Annotated in this window: 18 protein-coding genes; 6 read left to right on the forward strand and 12 right to left on the reverse strand. The window is 46.0% G+C overall.

All coding sequences use genetic code 11. The annotated features are described in order from the left end of the window. Positions 1–110: 110 nt before the first annotated feature. Genes ACZOTW_RS00750 through ACZOTW_RS00765 form a run of 4 tightly spaced genes read right to left on the reverse strand, consistent with a single transcriptional unit; the run spans position 111 to position 5115 of the window. Positions 111–1445, reverse strand: a complete 1335-nt coding sequence (locus ACZOTW_RS00750; RefSeq protein WP_428040986.1) for a tetratricopeptide repeat protein — start codon at positions 1443–1445, stop codon at positions 111–113. Next, positions 1420–2238, reverse strand: coding sequence for a phytoene/squalene synthase family protein (locus ACZOTW_RS00755; RefSeq protein ID WP_483997223.1), 819 nt, complete (start codon positions 2236–2238; stop codon positions 1420–1422). Before ACZOTW_RS00755 ends, ACZOTW_RS00750 begins: the two co-directional genes overlap by 26 nt. Further along, the gene (gene coaW / locus ACZOTW_RS00760) at positions 2225–3073 is read right to left on the reverse strand and encodes a type II pantothenate kinase (protein WP_428055015.1); all 849 of its coding nucleotides are present in this window, start codon (positions 3071–3073) and stop codon (positions 2225–2227) included. Before coaW ends, ACZOTW_RS00755 begins: the two co-directional genes overlap by 14 nt. Beyond that, positions 3070–5115, reverse strand: a complete 2046-nt coding sequence (locus tag ACZOTW_RS00765; RefSeq protein WP_483997224.1) for a M3 family metallopeptidase — start codon at positions 5113–5115, stop codon at positions 3070–3072. Before ACZOTW_RS00765 ends, coaW begins: the two co-directional genes overlap by 4 nt. A gap of 165 nt (positions 5116–5280) precedes the next feature. On the opposite strand from ACZOTW_RS00765, the gene ACZOTW_RS00770 reads away from it, so the two are divergent. Next, a complete protein-coding gene (locus tag ACZOTW_RS00770) occupies positions 5281–5835 on the forward strand; it encodes a pyruvoyl-dependent arginine decarboxylase (protein WP_177746613.1) in 555 nt (184 codons plus the stop codon). Positions 5836–5849: 14 nt separating this feature from the next. Beyond that, complete coding sequence (speB, locus tag ACZOTW_RS00775; RefSeq protein ID WP_428039392.1) at positions 5850–6722, forward strand: agmatinase; 873 nt, start codon at positions 5850–5852, stop codon at positions 6720–6722. 165 nt (positions 6723–6887) lie between these two features. Here speB and ACZOTW_RS00780 read toward each other — a convergent pair whose 3' ends face one another. From ACZOTW_RS00780 to ACZOTW_RS00800, 5 genes are all read right to left on the reverse strand, one after another. Next, positions 6888–7529: an outer membrane beta-barrel protein gene (locus ACZOTW_RS00780; protein ID WP_483997225.1), complete on the reverse strand. Its 642-nt coding sequence runs from the start codon at positions 7527–7529 to the stop codon at positions 6888–6890. Between the two features lie 151 nt (positions 7530–7680). Further along, a complete protein-coding gene (locus tag ACZOTW_RS00785) occupies positions 7681–8874 on the reverse strand; it encodes a tetratricopeptide repeat protein (protein ID WP_483997226.1) in 1194 nt (397 codons plus the stop codon). Next, positions 8874–10163 (reverse strand): serine--tRNA ligase, encoded by a 1290-nt coding sequence (gene serS / locus ACZOTW_RS00790; protein ID WP_177746622.1) that lies wholly within the window; start codon positions 10161–10163, stop codon positions 8874–8876. The genes ACZOTW_RS00785 and serS overlap by 1 nt, the downstream gene beginning before the upstream one ends. Before the next feature lie 10 nt (positions 10164–10173). Next, positions 10174–10428: a hypothetical protein gene (locus tag ACZOTW_RS00795; protein ID WP_177746624.1), complete on the reverse strand. Its 255-nt coding sequence runs from the start codon at positions 10426–10428 to the stop codon at positions 10174–10176. After that, positions 10425–11105 carry a CsgG/HfaB family protein gene (locus ACZOTW_RS00800; RefSeq protein ID WP_428082169.1) on the reverse strand — a complete coding sequence of 227 codons (681 nt, stop codon included), beginning with the start codon at positions 11103–11105 and terminating at the stop codon, positions 10425–10427. The genes ACZOTW_RS00795 and ACZOTW_RS00800 overlap by 4 nt, the downstream gene beginning before the upstream one ends. 47 nt (positions 11106–11152) lie before the next feature. Between ACZOTW_RS00800 and ACZOTW_RS00805 the strand changes: the two genes are divergently transcribed. From ACZOTW_RS00805 to ACZOTW_RS00820, 4 genes are all read left to right on the forward strand, one after another. After that, a complete protein-coding gene (locus tag ACZOTW_RS00805) occupies positions 11153–11749 on the forward strand; it encodes a KdsC family phosphatase (RefSeq protein ID WP_483997227.1) in 597 nt (198 codons plus the stop codon). A gap of 42 nt (positions 11750–11791) precedes the next feature. Continuing rightward, positions 11792–12430: an outer membrane protein gene (locus ACZOTW_RS00810; protein WP_483997228.1), complete on the forward strand. Its 639-nt coding sequence runs from the start codon at positions 11792–11794 to the stop codon at positions 12428–12430. A 97-nt stretch (positions 12431–12527) separates the two neighbouring features. Next, complete coding sequence (locus ACZOTW_RS00815) at positions 12528–13157, forward strand: MgtC/SapB family protein (RefSeq protein ID WP_177746632.1); 630 nt, start codon at positions 12528–12530, stop codon at positions 13155–13157. 18 nt (positions 13158–13175) lie between these two features. After that, positions 13176–14315 carry a DegT/DnrJ/EryC1/StrS family aminotransferase gene (locus ACZOTW_RS00820; protein ID WP_428039396.1) on the forward strand — a complete coding sequence of 380 codons (1140 nt, stop codon included), beginning with the start codon at positions 13176–13178 and terminating at the stop codon, positions 14313–14315. A gap of 604 nt (positions 14316–14919) precedes the next feature. Here ACZOTW_RS00820 and ACZOTW_RS00825 read toward each other — a convergent pair. The 3 genes from ACZOTW_RS00825 to lepB all read right to left on the reverse strand — a co-directional run bounded on the left by ACZOTW_RS00825 (position 14920) and on the right by lepB (position 17713). Then, positions 14920–15825 (reverse strand): ParB/RepB/Spo0J family partition protein, encoded by a 906-nt coding sequence (locus ACZOTW_RS00825; protein WP_428045217.1) that lies wholly within the window; start codon positions 15823–15825, stop codon positions 14920–14922. 1 nt (position 15826) lies between these two features. Next, on the reverse strand, positions 15827–16660 hold the full coding sequence (locus ACZOTW_RS00830; RefSeq protein WP_428037265.1) for a ParA family protein: 834 nt from the start codon (positions 16658–16660) through the stop codon (positions 15827–15829). 84 nt (positions 16661–16744) lie between these two features. Then, positions 16745–17713: a signal peptidase I gene (lepB, locus tag ACZOTW_RS00835; RefSeq protein WP_483997229.1), complete on the reverse strand. Its 969-nt coding sequence runs from the start codon at positions 17711–17713 to the stop codon at positions 16745–16747.

Here is a 17713-nt window from a genome sequence, read left to right on the forward strand (position 1 = left end):
ATAAAACTTTAACCCCGGGGAATTTTTTACAATTTCCCCGGGGTTTTTAATATATAAAAGTACCCCCGGGCGCGTAGTCCCGGGGGATTTTTATGTCAACAAATCTGCTTTTATTGGATAAGTTCGCCGTCGCTCGCGCATAGCGTGTAGCCATAAAGAGCGTAAGTTTCCACCAACGCGTTGGAGGGAACTTTTACTTTGGGGTTGCGTTTCTTGCGTGAGGACATTACATAATAGTAAGACACCCCCGCCTTATCGTCCGACGTGCGGGCTTGGACAAAATAGCGGCGCTCGTTTTTGGACATATTTAAAACATACAGTCCCAAATTTTTGCGCAAAGTATCCTCGGAACACAAGGTTTGGTTTTCCAACATTTTTACTTCGGAGCGGGAAATTTCAATATAGCCCGCCTTTTTCAAGTCCTCTTGCCGCTGTTCCAACTGGGCCAAAAAGGCCGGGGTTGGCGGAACGGATTCGCTGGGGAGCAAAAAGCGTTTACGGTTTTTTAAGGCTTCGGTATAAACATAAAAACCGCTGTCGGTTAAGGTGCTTTCGGGCGTGTAGATTTTGTTGCCTTTCATATCGCGCAGGCTATAAATATCCCGCACCGCTACACCCGCGCGGTTGAATACATTAAACGCGTCTTGCCCGATACTTTTTTCAAGCGCTTTGTAGCCGTCCAGCGTTAAAATTTCCCGCTCAAAACCCGTTCCTTTATTAAGCGTTACCACATACTCGCCCGGCATTTTGGGATATTTGTTTTTTAAATACGTTACGCCTTGGCGTTGTTCGTCGCGGTGAATTGCGGCAAATAATTCTCTGTCCGCATCCGTCAGTTCGGCCGTTTCCGGCTTGACGGCATAGCGCTGTTTCAGCGCTTCCAGTATTTCCTCGTCGGTTAAATAGTCCGGCTCCAAATTAACAAGCCTCTTCCGCGCGATTAAGTTCATCGGTTCCACGGCAATCGCCGAGCGGTAATATTCCGCCGCGCCCTGTTTATCGCCCTGATATTCCACAATAACACCTTTTCCGACCAAGGAATTTACATTAGCGGCATTATATTCCAACGATTTAGAATACATTTTAAGGGCCTGGTCGTTCTGCTGGCGTTTAAGCGAAATATCCCCTAACATAGAATAGACATAAGACCAATAGGGAGAATTACGCTTCATATATTTTAACGCTTCGTTAAAATATTTTTCGGCTCCGTTCAAATCGTCCTGCGTTAAAAGCACTCCCGCCAAAGACAACAGGGCATCCACATTAGAAGCATCCATTTTCACACAACGTGTAAAGGTTTCTTTGGCCTTGGTATAATTTTTTGCGGCATAAAGCGTTTTGCCGCTCTCCACACAAGCAGACACTTTATCCGCCGCAAACGAGGAGACCGGAGTAAGCAAACAAGCAATTAAAATACCGTTAGAAAATAGTTTTGAATAGTGCATAAAATACGCTTCGTAATTTTTCGCCCTTGGTTAATTTAACCGGAACCGATACTAAAAAACCTTCTTTTCTTATTTTAGCAAGATTTTTTAAATATACATACCCCATTACTTTACACGGCAGCATTTTTAGGCGCGGGAACAGGCCCATTAAACTGAAAGCCTTTTGGTAATGCTTTTCGGCCCGGGCAGACAACTCACGCAAAACCCCAGCCAATTTGGGAGGCATTTCTTCCTGCAAAACAGCCTCGCGCGTCAAGCCATATTTGGCAAGCAATTCCGCCGGAAGATACACGCGGCCCAGTTTTTTATCGTCGGCCACGTCGCGGATGATATTGGTAATTTGCACCGCACTGCCCAATTCCCAGGATAATTGGTCGGCCTGCTGGCCCTTTACGCCCAAAATGTCCAACGTCGCACGCCCCACAATCACGGCCACACGCAGCAAATACCACTCCAACTCTTGTTCGGTCTGATAGGTACGGCCCGCTAAATCGGCTTGCATCCCTTCTATTAAAAGTAAAAAACGGTCCGGCAACATACCAAAGAAGCGGACATCCTTTTGTAAACGGCGACCCAAATCTGTAACAGGTGTTCCTTCATACATACGCGACACTTCTTCCTTCCAAAAGGAAAGTTCCCCTTCCGGATTTTTTACATCAGGTTCGTCCGCAATATCGTCCATTAAGCGGCAAAATTCGTAATAATCGGCCAAGGCTGTTCTGCGGGCTTTTTCTAAAAATAAAAAGGCCGGGCCAAAACTGGATTTTTTGTACGAATTTTTATTTGCCGTCATTCTTTGTCCCGTTTTTATAAAGATACGAAAGAGCCGCCCCCGTTGCCGTGGCATAAATGGCATTTTGGGGAATAATAAAGTTTACGCCGTGCATTTTGTGCAAAGCATTAAATACTTTTTTTGCGCACGGAACCAAGGTTAAGGTCCCTGTTAAAACTACGTCTTTCACGCTATCGTTGCGGCAGGCAAAAACAGCCATCATCCCAATAGTTTGAAAAGCCATATTTAAAATACCGAGAGCCAAGTCATTATGACTGGCTCCGTCTTCCATTTTGCCAAAATTGGAGGCTGTTGTATCGGCAGACAAGGTGGGGATTATTCCCTTGCTGATGTCGCCGATGTTTAAATCTACCCGCTGTAAAGAGCCGCCGGCAGCCATTTCCACCACCGTTTTAAACGAGGTGGCCCCGCACAGTTTACTGCACAAACCCAGCACCGTGCCGCCGCCCACACCTGAGCCGCCGATATGGCGGATGCCGTCTTTCCCGGCGCGGACAAAGGCCGTTCCTGTACCCATACTGACAATCAGCCCTTCCTTTTTGCCGGACAGCGCAAGCCCGCCCAGGCCAATGGCTTCAAATTCGTCCACTTTGGAAGTGGGTATTCCGTACACCTCTTTTTTAAACAAGGAGGAGCCGACACCCGTTAAAATAATTTGCTTTACTTCCGGCAGCGTTAAATTATTTTCGTTAATAAATTTACCCAACGCGCCGTAAGCCGAGGTCAACGGGTCGGCCGCTTCTACTTTTAAAACGGAAATTAATTTTCCGCCGTCCGTGTAGCCCACAATTTTAGTGGTGGAGCCACCTACATCAATACCGATTACCGCGCTCATAAATTCTCCAACCCAATAGATTTTAAGAACGGTTTATTGTCCGCCGGACGGCCTAAAAAGTTTTCTACCATTTTTTCTTCGTCCAGCGTACCGCCTTTCTCCAAAATTTCACGGCGGAATTTCAAGCCCGTTTCCGGGTTAAAAATGCCGTTCTTTTTAAACTCGCCGAAGAAATCCTCGGCAATCACTTCCGACCACAAATAACCATAATATCCGGCATCATAACCGCCCATAATATGCCCGAACGAAGCCTGCGGAATCGTGCCTTTTGTAAGCGGAAGCCCGCGAATTTTTTTGGTTAGTTCAAAATACAGTTTGGTGGTGTCTGGCGTCGTATCCGCCGTATGGAGCGTCATATCGTACTGGGCAAAAAAATCTTGCCGCAAGTACATTCCGCCCGCGCCGAAATTCTTGGCCGCAATCATCCGTTTGATTAAATCATCCGGCAAGGCTTCGCCTGTTTTATAGTGTTTGCTGATTTTTTTAAGCACCTGCGGATCCCACGCCCAGCGTTCCAACATTTGGCTGGGGGCTTCTACAAAGTCCCAACTGACGCTGGTACCCGAAAAGGAGGAATATTTGGCTTTGGTTAAGGCATTATGCAAAACGTGCCCGAACTCGTGAAATAAAGTTTCCACTTCACTGTGTTTTAATAAAGAAGGCGTATCGCCGGAGGGTTTATTTAAATTGGCTACTATCGCCACGAACGGAATTTGGTAAGTGCCGTTCTGCTTTTCCTCCCCCTCTACCAAGCCAAAGCAGGCTGCGTGTTTGTATTTGCCTTCACGCGGATAAAGGTCCATATAAAAGTAGGCCACCAGTTCACCCGAGGCTTTGTCTTTAATTTTAAAGGCCTTTACGTCCGGGTGCCATACGGGAATATCCACCGGTTCAAAGGTAATGCCAAAAACACCGCCAAACAAATCAAGCATACCGTCAATCACTACCTGGGAAGGAAAATATTCTTTGATTTTTTCGCTGTCCAGTTCCAAATTTTCCTTGCGGAATTTATTGCTCCAATAGCCGCTCTCCCACGAGTAAAGCGTGCGGCTGTTTTTGCCTGTTTTGGAATTTTTGTAGGCAATCATTTCTTTATCTTCTTTTTTGCCAAGAGGTTTTAATTTTTTTTGCAAGTCTTTCAAAAAGGCCATTACCGTTTTGGGGTTTTTGGCCATACGGTCCTCTAACCGCAGATCGGCGTGATTTTTATAACCGAGCAAGCGGGCAATTTCGCGGCGCAAGGTGAGTGTTTTTTCCAACAGTTCCACATTTTCCTGTCCGCCGCGGCGGTTGAATTTAAATTCCAATTCTTTGCGGGCTTGTTCGTCATCGGCATTTTGCATAAAAGGTACATAGTCGGGGTAATCTAACGTAACCAAGTATTTTCCGTCATCGGTTTTGGATAGTTTTTGAATATAATCTTCGCCTAATCCTTGCAACTGTTCTTGCGTAACGGCCAAGGGGTCTTTGTACTCTTGGATATTTTTATCAAACTTAATGATGTACTCGGCTTTTTCTTTATTTAAGGCTTTAAATTTTTCCAAGTCCGCATCATTTAAATCCATACCGCTGTTTTTAAACCCGATCAGCATTTCTTTAACGAGTTTTGCCTGCACCGGATCCAACCGGGGGTTGGTATCGGTATATTCGCGTATGGCTTTATAGACGTCGCGCCGGGTGGCTACGTCCACCATATATTGGCTGATTTGCATTTGTAAATCGTTGGCGGCATCGCGGAATTTTTTATCCGTGGACACATAAGACAAAAATCCGCTCATCCCCAAGGCGTTGCCGTAATTGTCAAAAGCGCGCTCGTAGCCCATAATGGTATTTTCAAAGGTGCGTTCCGCTTGCGGGATAGCAATTAAAGCGGCTAAATCTTTTTCCAGTTTCACGCGCGCTTCGGCCTCGGCCGGGGCCAAGTCCTGCGCCTGGTAATTAAAATGTAAAACACCGTCTTTATTAAACATATCTGCCATAGAAAACGCTCCCGTCGCGGTTAAAAGCAAAGCCGTAACCAAAAGTAATTTTGTTTTTTTCATATTAAAATAATACACTCTTAATTGTAGCGGTTTTGCCCTTATGCGGGCAACCGCCGGTTAGAAAATCCGTAACAATAATAAAGAAACGTGTTTTGTTTCAGTGTTATTTGTTATAATTAATATTATATTAATTCTCAACATCAAGGAATTAGTGGAAAAATAAAAATGTACGAAGCGTTTGTACCCAAAGAGATATTCCTTACCAAAGGAATTGGCAGACACAAAGAAAAATTGGCCAGTTTTGAAGAAGCGTTGAGAGACGCCAAAATTGCCAGTTTCAACTTGGTGCCTGTGTCCAGCATCTTCCCTCCCGGCTGCAAAACCGTGCCCGTTTCCAAAGGGCTTCAAGAATTGCACCCGGGCCAAATTCTGCATTGTGTAATCAGCAGAAATACCAGCAACGAATACCGCCGCTTGATTTCCGCCTCGGTGGGGTTGGCTATCCCGAAAGAAGGGAAAACCACTCACGGATATATTTCCGAACACCACAGTTTCGGCGAAACCGATAAACAGGCCGGCGACTATGCGGAAGACTTGGCCGCTTTGATGCTCTCTACCACGTTGGGTATTGAGTTTGATAACAATACGACGTGGGACCAGAAAGAAGAAATCTGGAAAATGAGCGGAAAAATCGTCCGCACGACCAACATTACCCAGTCCGCCATCTGCGTGGAAGGCCTTTGGACCACCGTAGTGGCTGCGGCTGTGTTTGTCAAATAACTCCGGTAATATTTGTGAGCGATAACGTACAAACCGATAAGTTTATGGGGCTAGAGAGCAAATATAGTTCTCTGCCCCTTTGTAAATTCGTGGTAGTGCCTGTGCCGTTTGAAAAAACGGTCTGCTACGGGCACGGTACCGCCAAGGGGCCGGCTGCCGTAATTGAAGCCTCTACCCAAATTGAACTGTGGGACGAAGAAACCAAAACCGAAACCTGGGAATTGGGCATCAACACCCAACCCGCCATCAACTGCAAAGGTTCCACCAACACGGTTTTTAAAAATATTGATAAAACCGTGCGGAATTTAATGCAATACAAAGCCATCCCGTTTTATATTGGCGGTGAACACACGGTAACGCAAGCCCTGGCCCAGCCGTATATTGATAAATATAAAAATTTAAGCATCCTGCACTTTGACGCTCACGCCGATTTGCGCGAAACCTTTGAAGGCACGCCTAAAAGCCACGCCTGCGCGCTTTATCCGGCCAGCCGTCAGGTACCGGTGGTACAGGTGGGTATCCGCAGCGTAGCCAGCGAAGAAAAACAATACTGCAATGCGGGCAAGGTTACCACGTTTTTAATGCACGAACACCGTGACATTAAAAAACTGATTCCACAAGTGCTTGAAAAATTGACGGATACCGTCTATATCACTATTGACGTGGACGGCTTTGACCCGGCTGTTATTCCGGCCACGGGCACACCGCAACCCGGCGGTTTTATGTGGTATGAAGCGCTGGACTTGTTCCGCGAAGTCATTAAACATAAAAAAATCGTGGCGGTGGATGTAGTGGAAGCCTGCCAACGCAAGGCTGATACCATTACGGAGTTTAACGTCTCCAAGTTAATCTACCGCTTAATGGGCTATTTGTCCGTTAAAAAATAATTTAAACCCGCTCGTAAGAGCGGGTTTTTTACTGAATCCTTGATGAACCGGGTGCAGTTGCAAGCACCCGGTTTTTTGCGCCCGGAAAAACCCCGTTTATGCCGATAAAAAAGGGCCTGCGTAAAACTCTCGCGCAAGCCCTTGTGCAAAACAATTTATCAATAACTAAAAGTAGAAACGGCCCGTAATCGCGCCACCAAAACCGGAATGGTCGGACAGGACATCTCCGTCTTTTTTAATTTTGGCCCCAAAATTATATTTCGCTTCCAAGCCAAGCGCAAACAAGGGGGAAAATCTATATTCAGCACCCGCCATAATATGCGGCGCTACTTTGCTTTTGGTGACTTTTTCGCTGCTGCCGGTGTCCTCAACCTTGAATTCCGTACGGTACAAAGAAAGCCCCGCGCCCACAAAAGGACTCCAGTGTTTTAATCCGTTATCTTTTTTATAATATACCGTCAAAGGAACGGAAAAGGAGTTTTCCTTTAATGCGCCGGACCCCGCGGGGGAAGATACTTCCAATTTGTTTTCGCCAAAAAAGTCCAACCCTAATTTGACACCCAATTTATCGGCATTGTCATTCAAGTCAAATTCATACAAGGCTTCTAAACCAAACACGCCGTTGTTTTCTTCCAGATCCGAATTTAGACCGTAGTAGCCGGCGTTATCTTGCATATCTTTCATTGTTTTGGGGTCATTTTCGCCCACGCCAACTTTTACACCAATGCCCCAGTTATCGGCTTTGGCAGCGGTCGGCCAGGCGCACAAAATACTCAAAAGCACTCCTAAAACTACTAGTTTTCTCATTTGATTTCTCCTTGTTTGATTAGTCAAGCGGGAAACCTGACATAAGTAGAGTATAACACATTTGGATTATTACAGCAAGCCAAAAGGAATACTTTTCATAACCACAAAAAGCCGCCCAAAAGGGCGGCTAAAAGACTCGCAACCAAACATTTTATAACGGGGGTAACGGGCCTACATTCCCGCCTCCCGGCACATTATACGGCGTTTTTAAGAGAGCCTTGGCGGCATCATCAAAGCCCCATTTGTCTTTGAACGAAAGCACATACTGATACTGCTTTTTTGCTTTTTCGCGCTCGCCCAAGATATCATATACTTCGCCTAATCTAAATTCGTTCCACACCCCCCAGCGGCTAGGCTCTTGCTTTTCAAGCGCCTGATGGCCTTGCTCAAACAAGGTTTTGGCTTCTTCAAAATGGCCTTGCGCCATTTGAGAAGTGCCCAATGCGGTATAAGCGCGGGAAATGTAAATATCCTTATAGAACGGGTCTTTGCCAATCAGGGATAAAAATTTTTCGGCCTGTTCGGTTACTTCTTTATAATGGCCCGTTTCGTACAGGCAGATAATTTCCACATAGTGCATGAGCGGATTTTTGGGATATTTGGCACGCAAATCGCGGATGTACTGCAACGATTTTTCCGGGGCATAATATTTACTGCCCCGCGTGTTTTGAATTTCAATTAAAATCAGTTTGGCACTGTCGGACGTAAAGTGCGCCTTTTCGCGCGCCAAGTTGAGTTGTTTTACTCCTTCGTCCGGGTTGCCTTTAATGGCGACGATTTTCGCCAATATTTTAATTACGGAAGGAAGCGTTCCGGCGTAATACTGATAAATGCCCAGACCGAAATAAGCATCGTAATACGTTGGGTCTATTTCCAGCGACTTTTCCAGATTTTTAATTGCCTTCCTGCCGCTGAAATAGGCGGTAATCCAACTGCGGTTGCGCATTGTAAACATAGCACGCAAACCGTACAGCGCACCGATACCCATATAAGCGTTGGAATCGTCCGGATTCTTTTTAATCCAGCGTTTAATACCGCTGATAGAATCGTCCAAAATTTGCTCAAACACCTTGCGCTGTTTATCGTCGCTCAGTTCGTATTCATATTCGTAGCGGCTCCAAGCAATCATTGCGTTGCCAAAGTGGGCAAAGGGGTGATCGGGGTATTCGGCAAATACTTTTTGGATATTTTTATCTGCGGTGTCAAAATCTAAACTATATACGCCGTTAATCCCTTCCGTGGCATAGGCCATTACGTCCGGCGGGAGCGTAATTTCCGCTTGGGACGAAACGGCGGCGGACGCCAAAAGGCATACCGCCGCCAGTAAATGCAAAAACTTCTTCATTACTTCTTGGCCTCAATCTTATCTTTGCCGAAGTAAGGGCGCAAGGCTTGCGGAATAATCACAGAGCCGTCGGCCTGTTGGAAATTTTCCAAAATAGCGGCAAAGGTGCGGCCTACGGCCAAACCGCTGCCGTTAAGGGTGTGGACATATTCCTGTTTGCCTTGGGCATTTTTGAAACGCAACCCCATACGGCGGGCCTGGAAATCCAGACAGTTGGAGCAGGAGGAAATCTCGCGGAAGCGGTTTTCGCTCGGCATCCAGACCTCAATGTCGTACGTTTTGGCGGAAGAGAAACCAATGTCCCCGCTGCACAGTTCCACCACGTGATAGGGCAGGCCCAATTCTTTAAGCACTTCTTGCGCGTCAGAGACCATAATCTCCAACATTTGGTAAGAGTGTTCCGGGTGGGAAAGCATTACGAGTTCCACTTTATCAAATTGGTGGTTGCGGATTAAGCCGCGGGTGTCTTTACCATAGGTGCCGGATTCCTTGCGGAAACACGGAGAGTATGCCGTCAATTTCACCGGCAGTTCTGCTTCGGGAATCACGCGGATGCGGTTCAAGTTCGTAAGCGGAATTTCGGCGGTAGAAATCAAAAACTGTTTCGGTTCGCCCACCAGTTCATACATATCTTCGCGGAATTTGGGCAACTGGCCCGTACCAATCAAAATATCTTCGTTTACTACCACCGGGGGCAAAATTTCGGTATAGCCTTTTTTGGCGTGCATATCCAGCATAAACGCAATGATTGCGCGCTCCAAGCGGGCACCGTCTCCCTTAAACAAAGCAAAGCGGCTGCCGGATAAGGCGGCGGCGGCTTCAAAATCTAAAATACCCAACTTTTCACCTACCGACTGGTGGTCCAACGGTTTAAAATCAAATTTAGGCAGCGGAATTGTGCAGGGCAAATATTCCGGGTTATCCGCATCACTCACACCCACCGGGATTTTTTCGTTCGGTAAGTTCGGGATACTTAAAAGCAAGTCGTTAATTTCCTTTTTTAAAGGGTCCAACTCGGCTTCTTTGACGGCCATTTCTTCCTTTAACTTGCCCACTTCGGCCATTGCTTCTTTGGCGGCTTCGTCGCCCTGTTCCTTTTTAATCTTGCCGATAGATTTAGACATTTCGTTGCGTTTGGCGCGCAGTTCTTCCACGCGGGCTAAAACGGTTTTGTAAACAGAATATTTGGTCAGTACGCCGTCAATTTGCGCGGCCAATTCCGGCTTGCGCAACGACAGACGTTTTTTTACTTCATCAGGATGAGCAACGATATATTTAATGTCTAACATATAAGTCCTCTTATTTAGTTTCTAACTCTATTAAATATGGTTCCGGGAACCAATGACGGTACGGTTTAAAAGTGGCAACGGCATATTCCATTCCGTAGGAAGTCAATAAATGCACGCTGACAGGAGCGACGGAACTTTGCCCAGCCACCAAGGCGCCCACCGTAAGCGCCGCTAAAACGAACAGCGTTTTCACGCCCATAAAAAACGCTTTTAACAACCAAACAGCCGATTGTTCCGCCAAAGACGGATGAGAAACGCGGGTCATTTGGCCTCCTGTATTTTGGCCAATTCCTTGCTGAAACTTTTGACGAGTCCGCGCGCGATATAATCGGCCGCGTCCAACGCGCTGGAACCGGTTTCATCAGCCGAGCCAATCCATACAATTTCGGCCGTTTCCACATCTACCAGTTTGGCAATAATGCCCACCCGCGCATTGATGGTATATTCCGTCGGGCGGACTTCCGCCGAGTGTGTATATTGCGTACCCACGTTGCGCGTATAGCCCACATATGTTCCGTCGGGCAGTTGCATTACGTCTTGCTTGTAAACCGGGCGGGATTCCGTGCGGCGGGTGCTGGTAAGCGTTAATTCCGTGCGGGCGGGCGAATAGGAACTCACCTCGCCGATAAGCAATACATCTACACCTAAAATCTTGCCTATCTCGCGCGTAGTTTCGGGCGACAAATAGCCAGACACCGAAATATTATGTTCTTTTAAAACGCTTTCCAGTTGGGCGCGCTCTACTACCTTAAATCCGGCACTGATTAAATATTTGGCAAACAGATTTTCCACGCCCTGCAAAGCAGGCCGCGCATTTGTAAATGCCATTACACCGATACGGTCCATTTGGTTAAAATCATATGTTTTGCTGATAACCGTTTTGGGCGTACAGCCGCAAGCAATCAAACAAGTTGCCAGCGCCAGAGTTAAGAACTTTCTCATAAATGTATTATATAATTTTTAGCCCCACGAAAAGGTATAATAATGATATGAACGAATTATCCCCCCTTTTCATACAAAAAGCAAAGAAATTAAAACTGCTGCTTACAGATGTGGACGGCGTGATGACGAACAGCCAGTTAAGTTTTTTTACAGGCGAAGACGGCGTTACGCGCGAAATCAAACATTTTGAATCGTTAGACGGTATGGGCCTTATGTATTTAACCTACTGCGGCGTGGAAACGGGCATTGTTTCCCGCGGGTCCAGCGACACCTTGGCCTGGTGGGCGAAAATTCTGGGGATGAAATACCTCTTTTACAACACGCCTGTAAAGCATAAGGCTCTTGTCTATTTACAGGAGCATTTTAATATTAAGCCCGAAGAAACCGCCTTTATCGGAGATGACCTCATTGACCTGGGGATGATGTCGCGCGTAGGCTTGCCGCTTGCGGTAGCCAACAGCGTACCGGAGGCCAAAAAATTAGCCCTTTACACCTCCCCCCGACACGGAGGAGATGCGGCGGTGCGCGACATTGCAGAGCAAATTTTGCGCGCCCGCGGCCAATGGGATAAAGTAGTGCAAGACAATACCGACGGGACTTTTACCACCGTAAAAAATCAAATTCACATTGTAAAAGGATTATAAAATTTTTACAATATACTTATCTTATATTCAGTAAGGAGACTTATGAAAAAACTGCTTTTATTATGCGCCTTATTCGTAGCCGCCCCTGTGGTATTTGCGCAGGACTATTACGGCTTGCAAGAATATGGTTTGCGCCAAAATACCACCCGCGTAGAATTTTACGGCGGTATGGTGTTACCCCAAAACACTTGGTCCCACCACGGACAGGAAGTGGACCTCGGTACCACTGGGTGGACCGCCGGTATCGGTTTTACCCGCAACTTGGTGCCTGTCTTTTCCTTGGGTTTAGATGCTAACTATGCCCAACTGGGTGACGGCGATACCTTTATTTCCGGCGGGAAAGAATCCTACTACCGCACAGGTATTGCTACCGGGCTTGTTACCGGGCGCGTAAATTTCTTCCCCACCCAAGCCACCCGCTTGTATGTTCCTTTCGGTATCGGTGTGGGCCATATGTTTGCCCGCCAAAAATTTGACGACGGTTCCCACTTAACCACCAACAGCACCGACTTGGCGCAAATGATAGGTATCGGTTTGGAATTTGATATTGACGATTCTACCATCTTTGGTGTGGAATGCCGTTACTATTTAGTAGAAGCCGCCAGCGACTTTAAAAATGCCTTTGGCAAAAGCCGTATCCACTATACAAACGTAATGCTCAAATTGGGTTGGCGCTTCTAATAGTTTTATTGCAAAACCCCGCCGCGCAAAACGGCGGGGTTTTTTATTTATGCCCGGGTTATTTACTTTTTTACCCCGGGTATTGTATGATAAGAATATGGACGATATTTTTATAAAGGTATTTTTATCCCTTATCTTGGGCGGCGTGTTGGGTATGGAACGCCAATATCACGATAAGCCCGCCGGTTTCGCCACTAACTGCCTCATCTGTCTGGGTGCAATGCTGTTTACGATTTTATCCGAATATATGGGCCAACAGGGCGGAGACCCCGGCCGTATTGCCGCACAAGTGGTAACAGGCGTGGGTTTTTTGGGTGCAGGTTCCATTTGGCGCGACGGCAACAAAATTTCCGGCTTAACCACTGCCGCAGGCGTTTGGTTGGTAGCCGCTATCGGTATGGCGATAGGATACGGACAGTATTTTTGGGCTTCCCTTTCGGCGGTATCCATTTTGCTGGTGCAACTGGGCGTGCGTAAAACGCTTAAACTGGTGGAACTCGTCAAACATTACGATACCGTTTACATTGTATGCGACCCCACTTGGGACACCGTAAACCAAATTATCAAAAAAATTGAAGCGCATCAAGTAACTATCTTAAAAAATGAGGTTACCAAACAGGATAACCGTTTTTACGTTAGTTTAGTAGCCACTTTTACCGGGCACGACTTTCAAAATATTACCAAAGACCTTCTGGAAATGCCCGAAGTGTATAGTTTATATAAATAACAGGAGATACGTTAATTTATGACGGAAGAAATGAAACCGATTCCGCTGTTTAATTTAAAAGAACAGCACGACAGTTTGAAGCAGGAAATTAATGCGGCGGCGATGGAAGCCCTAAACTCTATGCATTGGCTGCTAGGCCCGCAAACCGAAAAATTTGAAGAAGAATTTGCCGACCTTATCGGCGTGAAACATTGTATTACTTGCTCGTCCGGCGCAAGTGCTATTCAAATTGCCCTGGCCGCCGCCGGAATAGGCCCCGGAGACGAAGTAATTACCACCCCTTTTACCTTTATTGCCACGACCTCCTCTGTCAGTTTGACGGGAGCCAAGTTTGTGTTTGCCGATATTGACCCGCGCACCTATAATTTGGACGTACAGGACGTGGAACGCAAAATCACCAAAAAAACAAAAGCCATTTTGCCCGTCCACCTCTACGGTTATCCGGCCGATATGGATGCTATTATGCACCTGGCCAATGAACACGGTTTAAAGGTAATTGAAGATTGCGCGCAAGCCCATTTGGCTATGGCAGACGGTGTGAAAGTTGGCGGCATTGGCGATGCGGGTTGTTTTAGTTTTTACCCGAGCAAAAACCTGGGTGCCTGCGGAGATGCGGGCTGTGTAACCACCAATGATGACGAAATTGCGGACCGCTGCCGCTCTCTGCGCCACAGCGGACGCGCCAAAGACAAGGCCTATGAATACGATTTGGAAGGGTCCACCTTGCGTATGGACGAAATTCAAGCCGCTATTTTGCGCGTCAAACTGCCGCATTTGGAAGAGTGGACTGAGAAGCGCCGCAAGGCCGCCGCTTGGTATGCCGAAGGATTAGAAGGGGTGCCTGTGGTCCTCCCCCCTACCCCTCCCGCCGGATATGAACAATCTTACTATGTTTACACCATCCGTGCGGAAAAACGCGACGAATTGCAAGCCTATTTAAAGGCTAACAATATTGGTTGCGCGGTGTATTATCCGGTACCGCTTTATAAACAGCCGGCCTATAAGGACCGTGGTTTTAAAGCAGAGGACTACCCGGAAGCCGAAAAGGCCGCCAAAGAAGTCCTCTCTATCCCGATGTTCCCGGAAATTACCGAAGAACAAGTGCGCCGCGTGTGCGAAACAATTCGTGCTTTTTATGAAAAAGACTCCACTATCTAAATGAATGTTTTAGTTTAGCGCGTGGTGTGCGCCAAAAACTTTACAGGGCAATCCAGTTTTTATGGGTTGCCCTGTTTTGATAAAGCAGGATATCCGTCCCCTTATGCAAAAACACTTTATGACGCTTGATTTTTAAAATTATCCTTATTTTTTAAGTGTTTTTAGCAAAACAAATCTGTTTCTAACAATCCCCTATCAAAACCCTGCTGGATGACGGCGTTATTAATCAAAAGTCATCCTAAATTGGCGGCCCGCAGGGTTTTCAGGATCTACAACTTGGGTAGTGATTGTTGTTATCTAAAAGGTCATACTGGAAGGTTGCTGTCCAGTATCTGTCGTTTTCCTCTTTTCGAATAACCACAGATCCTGGACTACTACTTTCCAGGATGACAGCAAACAGCCAAAAGCCGTTAAGGACAATTAAAAAGAGCAACACTAAAACAGTGTTGCTCTAATCATCAAGGAATTTGCCTATCGGCTGTTTTACCCAACTGCGACCACACAACCAGCGTATAGGTTCATAAGAGCGCGCCCTTGCAAAAACAGTGTGGCTCAACTAATCATTACCCAGCGTATTGAGTCGCCGTCCGCAGGACCCGCAGGACTATAACATTTTAGTTTTAAGGCGGCTTGCAATATTGTCCAATTCGTCTAAGGAATTATAGTGAATAACGAGCGTTCCTTTCTTCATATTTTTGCCGTACTTCACTTCCACCTTGGTACCTAATGCAGATTGCAAATCATTTTCAAAGGAAGCCACTTCCACCGGCTTGGCTCCTTTTTCGGCTTTTTTTACCGGAAACATTAAAGCGCGGGCGGCATCTTCGGCTTGGCGGACCGACATTTTGCTATGGTGCATTTTTTTAAACAACATTTCGCGCTTAGCCGGGTCCGTAACCATTAACAAGGCACGTCCGTGCCCTTCGGAAATAGCACCGTCCTGTAAGGCCTGTTGAATTTCTGGCTCCAAGTCCAGCAAGCGCAACGCATTGGAAATGGCGGCCTTGGATTTACCGCAATAAGAAGCCAAATCGGTCTGTGTAATATAGAATTTACTCATCAAATTACGGTAGCCAAGAGCCGTTTCAATGGGGTTTAGATCTTCGCGCTGGATATTTTCAATTAGTGCCAATGCACACATTTCCTGGTCGCCCAAGTGTTTGTGTACAATAGCATCAATTTCTTTTAATCCGGCCAACTGGGTAGCGCGGAAGCGGCGTTCCCCCACTACAATTTCGTATTTATCCAGGCCCGCATCATAGACAACTACAATAGGCTGTGTCAGTCCGTGTTCTTTAATAGATTGGGCCAACTCTTGCAATTTTTCTTCGTTAAATACGCGGCGCGGTTGAAAACGGTTGGGAACAATTTTGTTTACGTCAATGCGCGTAACACTCATCCCCGGGGTTTGCTGCACTTGTACAGCAGCCTCGTTGGTGGGCATATTAACCACTTGTTGCGTTTGTTTAATTAAAGCGTCTAAACCTTTACCTAATGCCTGTCTTACCATCTTATCCTCCAAAATCGTAATTCACCGGGAGTTCGCCCGTCATCTTAAAATCTTTATAAGCACTTGCATCAGCCCCGCGACGAACCAAAAATTCAATAGCCAACTGGATATACGCATTGGCCCCGCGGCAAGCCGGGTCGTAATTGAAAATAGATTGTCCGAAACTGGGAGCCTCAGCCAAACGGATATTACGCGGAATCGGCGTTTTATATACTTGGTCGCCAAAATATCGGCTGACCTCAGCAAATACCTGCTTAGACAAATTCATACGAGCGTCATACATTGTCAAAAGGCCGCCGTCCATTTTTAGTTTTGGATGCAAAAATTGTTTAATTTTGGCCACCGTATTCATAAAGTGGGCCAATCCCTCCAACGCATAATATTCGCACTGCACAGGGGTAATCACACTGTCTGCCGCCATCATCGCGTTTAAAGTTAAAAGGCCCAAAGAAGGAGGACAATCAATAATAATATAATCATACATAGCGCGCAGCGGGTCCAAGACATCTTTAAGCATATTTTCGCGTCCGCGCACATTTACCAGTTCCACCTCAGCACCGGATAAATCTTTGCAGGCAGGCAATACATCTAGCATTTCACTAGATGTTTGGCGGACCACCTGTTCAAATGTGGCGGTTTTGGTAAGTAAATGATATACAGATTTATCGCCGTCTTGTACCGTTACCCCCAAGCCAGAACCGGCGTTACCTTGCGGGTCAAAATCTACAAGCAACACATTTTGATTTAAACAAGCCAACGCATAAGAAAGGTTGATAGAAGTGGTGGTTTTACCTACTCCGCCTTTTTGGTTGGCAATGACGACAATTTCTCCCATAAATCCTCCGTTTCTCTATACATATATTAAACATTAATTGGTGTTAAATTGCAATATAAGGTTATTGTTTTCACGTGAAAACTGTTATTTAATCCAACGGATACGGCTAAGCGGCCAATGCACAAACCAAGCCTTTCCTTTGATATTTTCGCGCGGAACGGGACCCCAAAAACGGGAATCACAGGAATTATCTCTATTATCCCCCATAGCAAAATAGGAATTTTCAGGAACCACAACCGGACCAAAAGAATCACGCAATTCAATTCCTAAATAATTATCCAATAAATGTTCTTCCCACAAGTTCTGATATTCTTCTTTATCATCTACCTCAAAATAAGGGACTCGTTCTAAATTCTCATAAACCTCATAATCTTGCTTAGGAAGTTCCTTTCCGTTCACCCACGGACGACCGTTTTTTATTTGAACCGTATCTCCGGGCATAGCAATTACGCGCTTAACAAAATCTTTTCCATACTGGCTACCGCCGCAATTTTGTTGAGAGCGGTCCTTAGCGGGAAATTGAAAAACAATAATATCCCCCGGTTTAATCTGTTCATACGCACCAAAGCGAACTTTTGTAAACGGAACACGGAAGCCATAAACGGCTTTATTTACAAATAAATGATCCCCCTCCACCAAAGTATAACGCATAGAAGCGGACGGTATTTTAAAAGCCTGTATAAAAAAGAACATTACAATAGAGGCCACAAACCCGGCAAAATACACCGTATTACTCCACTCCAAGTCCGCCTTCATTATTTTCTTTCTTTTATCATCTGTGGCTTTTTTACCTTGAAAAAGTCCAAATATTCCACATCCAAAAGCCAAAACAAAACCCAAAGCAAGCCTAGGCCAGTTTAAGGGTTCTCCTGCTCCACCACCCATTACAAAGGTTAAAACATACACCGCACAGGATAAAATAATAAACAAAAAACTCGCGTGCCACCAAGCAAAAGATGTGTTAGAATTTAATTTATTCTTTTTATTTAAATAGCGGGTAAATAACGTAAAGGCGTACATAATACACGCCACCGCAAAAAGACGTTGTTCCAT

This window comes from Candidatus Avelusimicrobium sp., assembly GCF_056976295.1.

Excerpts from the sequence above, each read along its gene's own strand:
- ACZOTW_RS00750 (WP_428040986.1), bottom strand. The coding sequence starts at position 1,445 with ATGCACTATTCAAAACTATTTTCTAACGGTATTTTAATTGCTTGTTTG.
- ACZOTW_RS00755 (WP_483997223.1), bottom strand. The coding sequence starts at position 2,238 with ATGACGGCAAATAAAAATTCGTACAAAAAATCCAGTTTTGGCCCGGCC.
- coaW (WP_428055015.1), bottom strand. The coding sequence starts at position 3,073 with ATGAGCGCGGTAATCGGTATTGATGTAGGTGGCTCCACCACTAAAATT.
- ACZOTW_RS00765 (WP_483997224.1), bottom strand. The coding sequence starts at position 5,115 with ATGAAAAAAACAAAATTACTTTTGGTTACGGCTTTGCTTTTAACCGCG.
- ACZOTW_RS00770 (WP_177746613.1), top strand. The coding sequence starts at position 5,281 with ATGTACGAAGCGTTTGTACCCAAAGAGATATTCCTTACCAAAGGAATT.
- ACZOTW_RS00780 (WP_483997225.1), bottom strand. The coding sequence starts at position 7,529 with ATGAGAAAACTAGTAGTTTTAGGAGTGCTTTTGAGTATTTTGTGCGCC.
- ACZOTW_RS00785 (WP_483997226.1), bottom strand. The coding sequence starts at position 8,874 with ATGAAGAAGTTTTTGCATTTACTGGCGGCGGTATGCCTTTTGGCGTCC.
- serS (WP_177746622.1), bottom strand. The coding sequence starts at position 10,163 with ATGTTAGACATTAAATATATCGTTGCTCATCCTGATGAAGTAAAAAAA.
- ACZOTW_RS00795 (WP_177746624.1), bottom strand. The coding sequence starts at position 10,428 with ATGACCCGCGTTTCTCATCCGTCTTTGGCGGAACAATCGGCTGTTTGG.
- ACZOTW_RS00800 (WP_428082169.1), bottom strand. The coding sequence starts at position 11,105 with ATGAGAAAGTTCTTAACTCTGGCGCTGGCAACTTGTTTGATTGCTTGC.
- ACZOTW_RS00805 (WP_483997227.1), top strand. The coding sequence starts at position 11,153 with ATGAACGAATTATCCCCCCTTTTCATACAAAAAGCAAAGAAATTAAAA.
- ACZOTW_RS00810 (WP_483997228.1), top strand. The coding sequence starts at position 11,792 with ATGAAAAAACTGCTTTTATTATGCGCCTTATTCGTAGCCGCCCCTGTG.
- ACZOTW_RS00815 (WP_177746632.1), top strand. The coding sequence starts at position 12,528 with ATGGACGATATTTTTATAAAGGTATTTTTATCCCTTATCTTGGGCGGC.
- ACZOTW_RS00820 (WP_428039396.1), top strand. The coding sequence starts at position 13,176 with ATGACGGAAGAAATGAAACCGATTCCGCTGTTTAATTTAAAAGAACAG.
- ACZOTW_RS00825 (WP_428045217.1), bottom strand. The coding sequence starts at position 15,825 with ATGGTAAGACAGGCATTAGGTAAAGGTTTAGACGCTTTAATTAAACAA.
- ACZOTW_RS00830 (WP_428037265.1), bottom strand. The coding sequence starts at position 16,660 with ATGGGAGAAATTGTCGTCATTGCCAACCAAAAAGGCGGAGTAGGTAAA.
- lepB (WP_483997229.1), bottom strand. The coding sequence starts at position 17,713 with ATGGAACAACGTCTTTTTGCGGTGGCGTGTATTATGTACGCCTTTACG.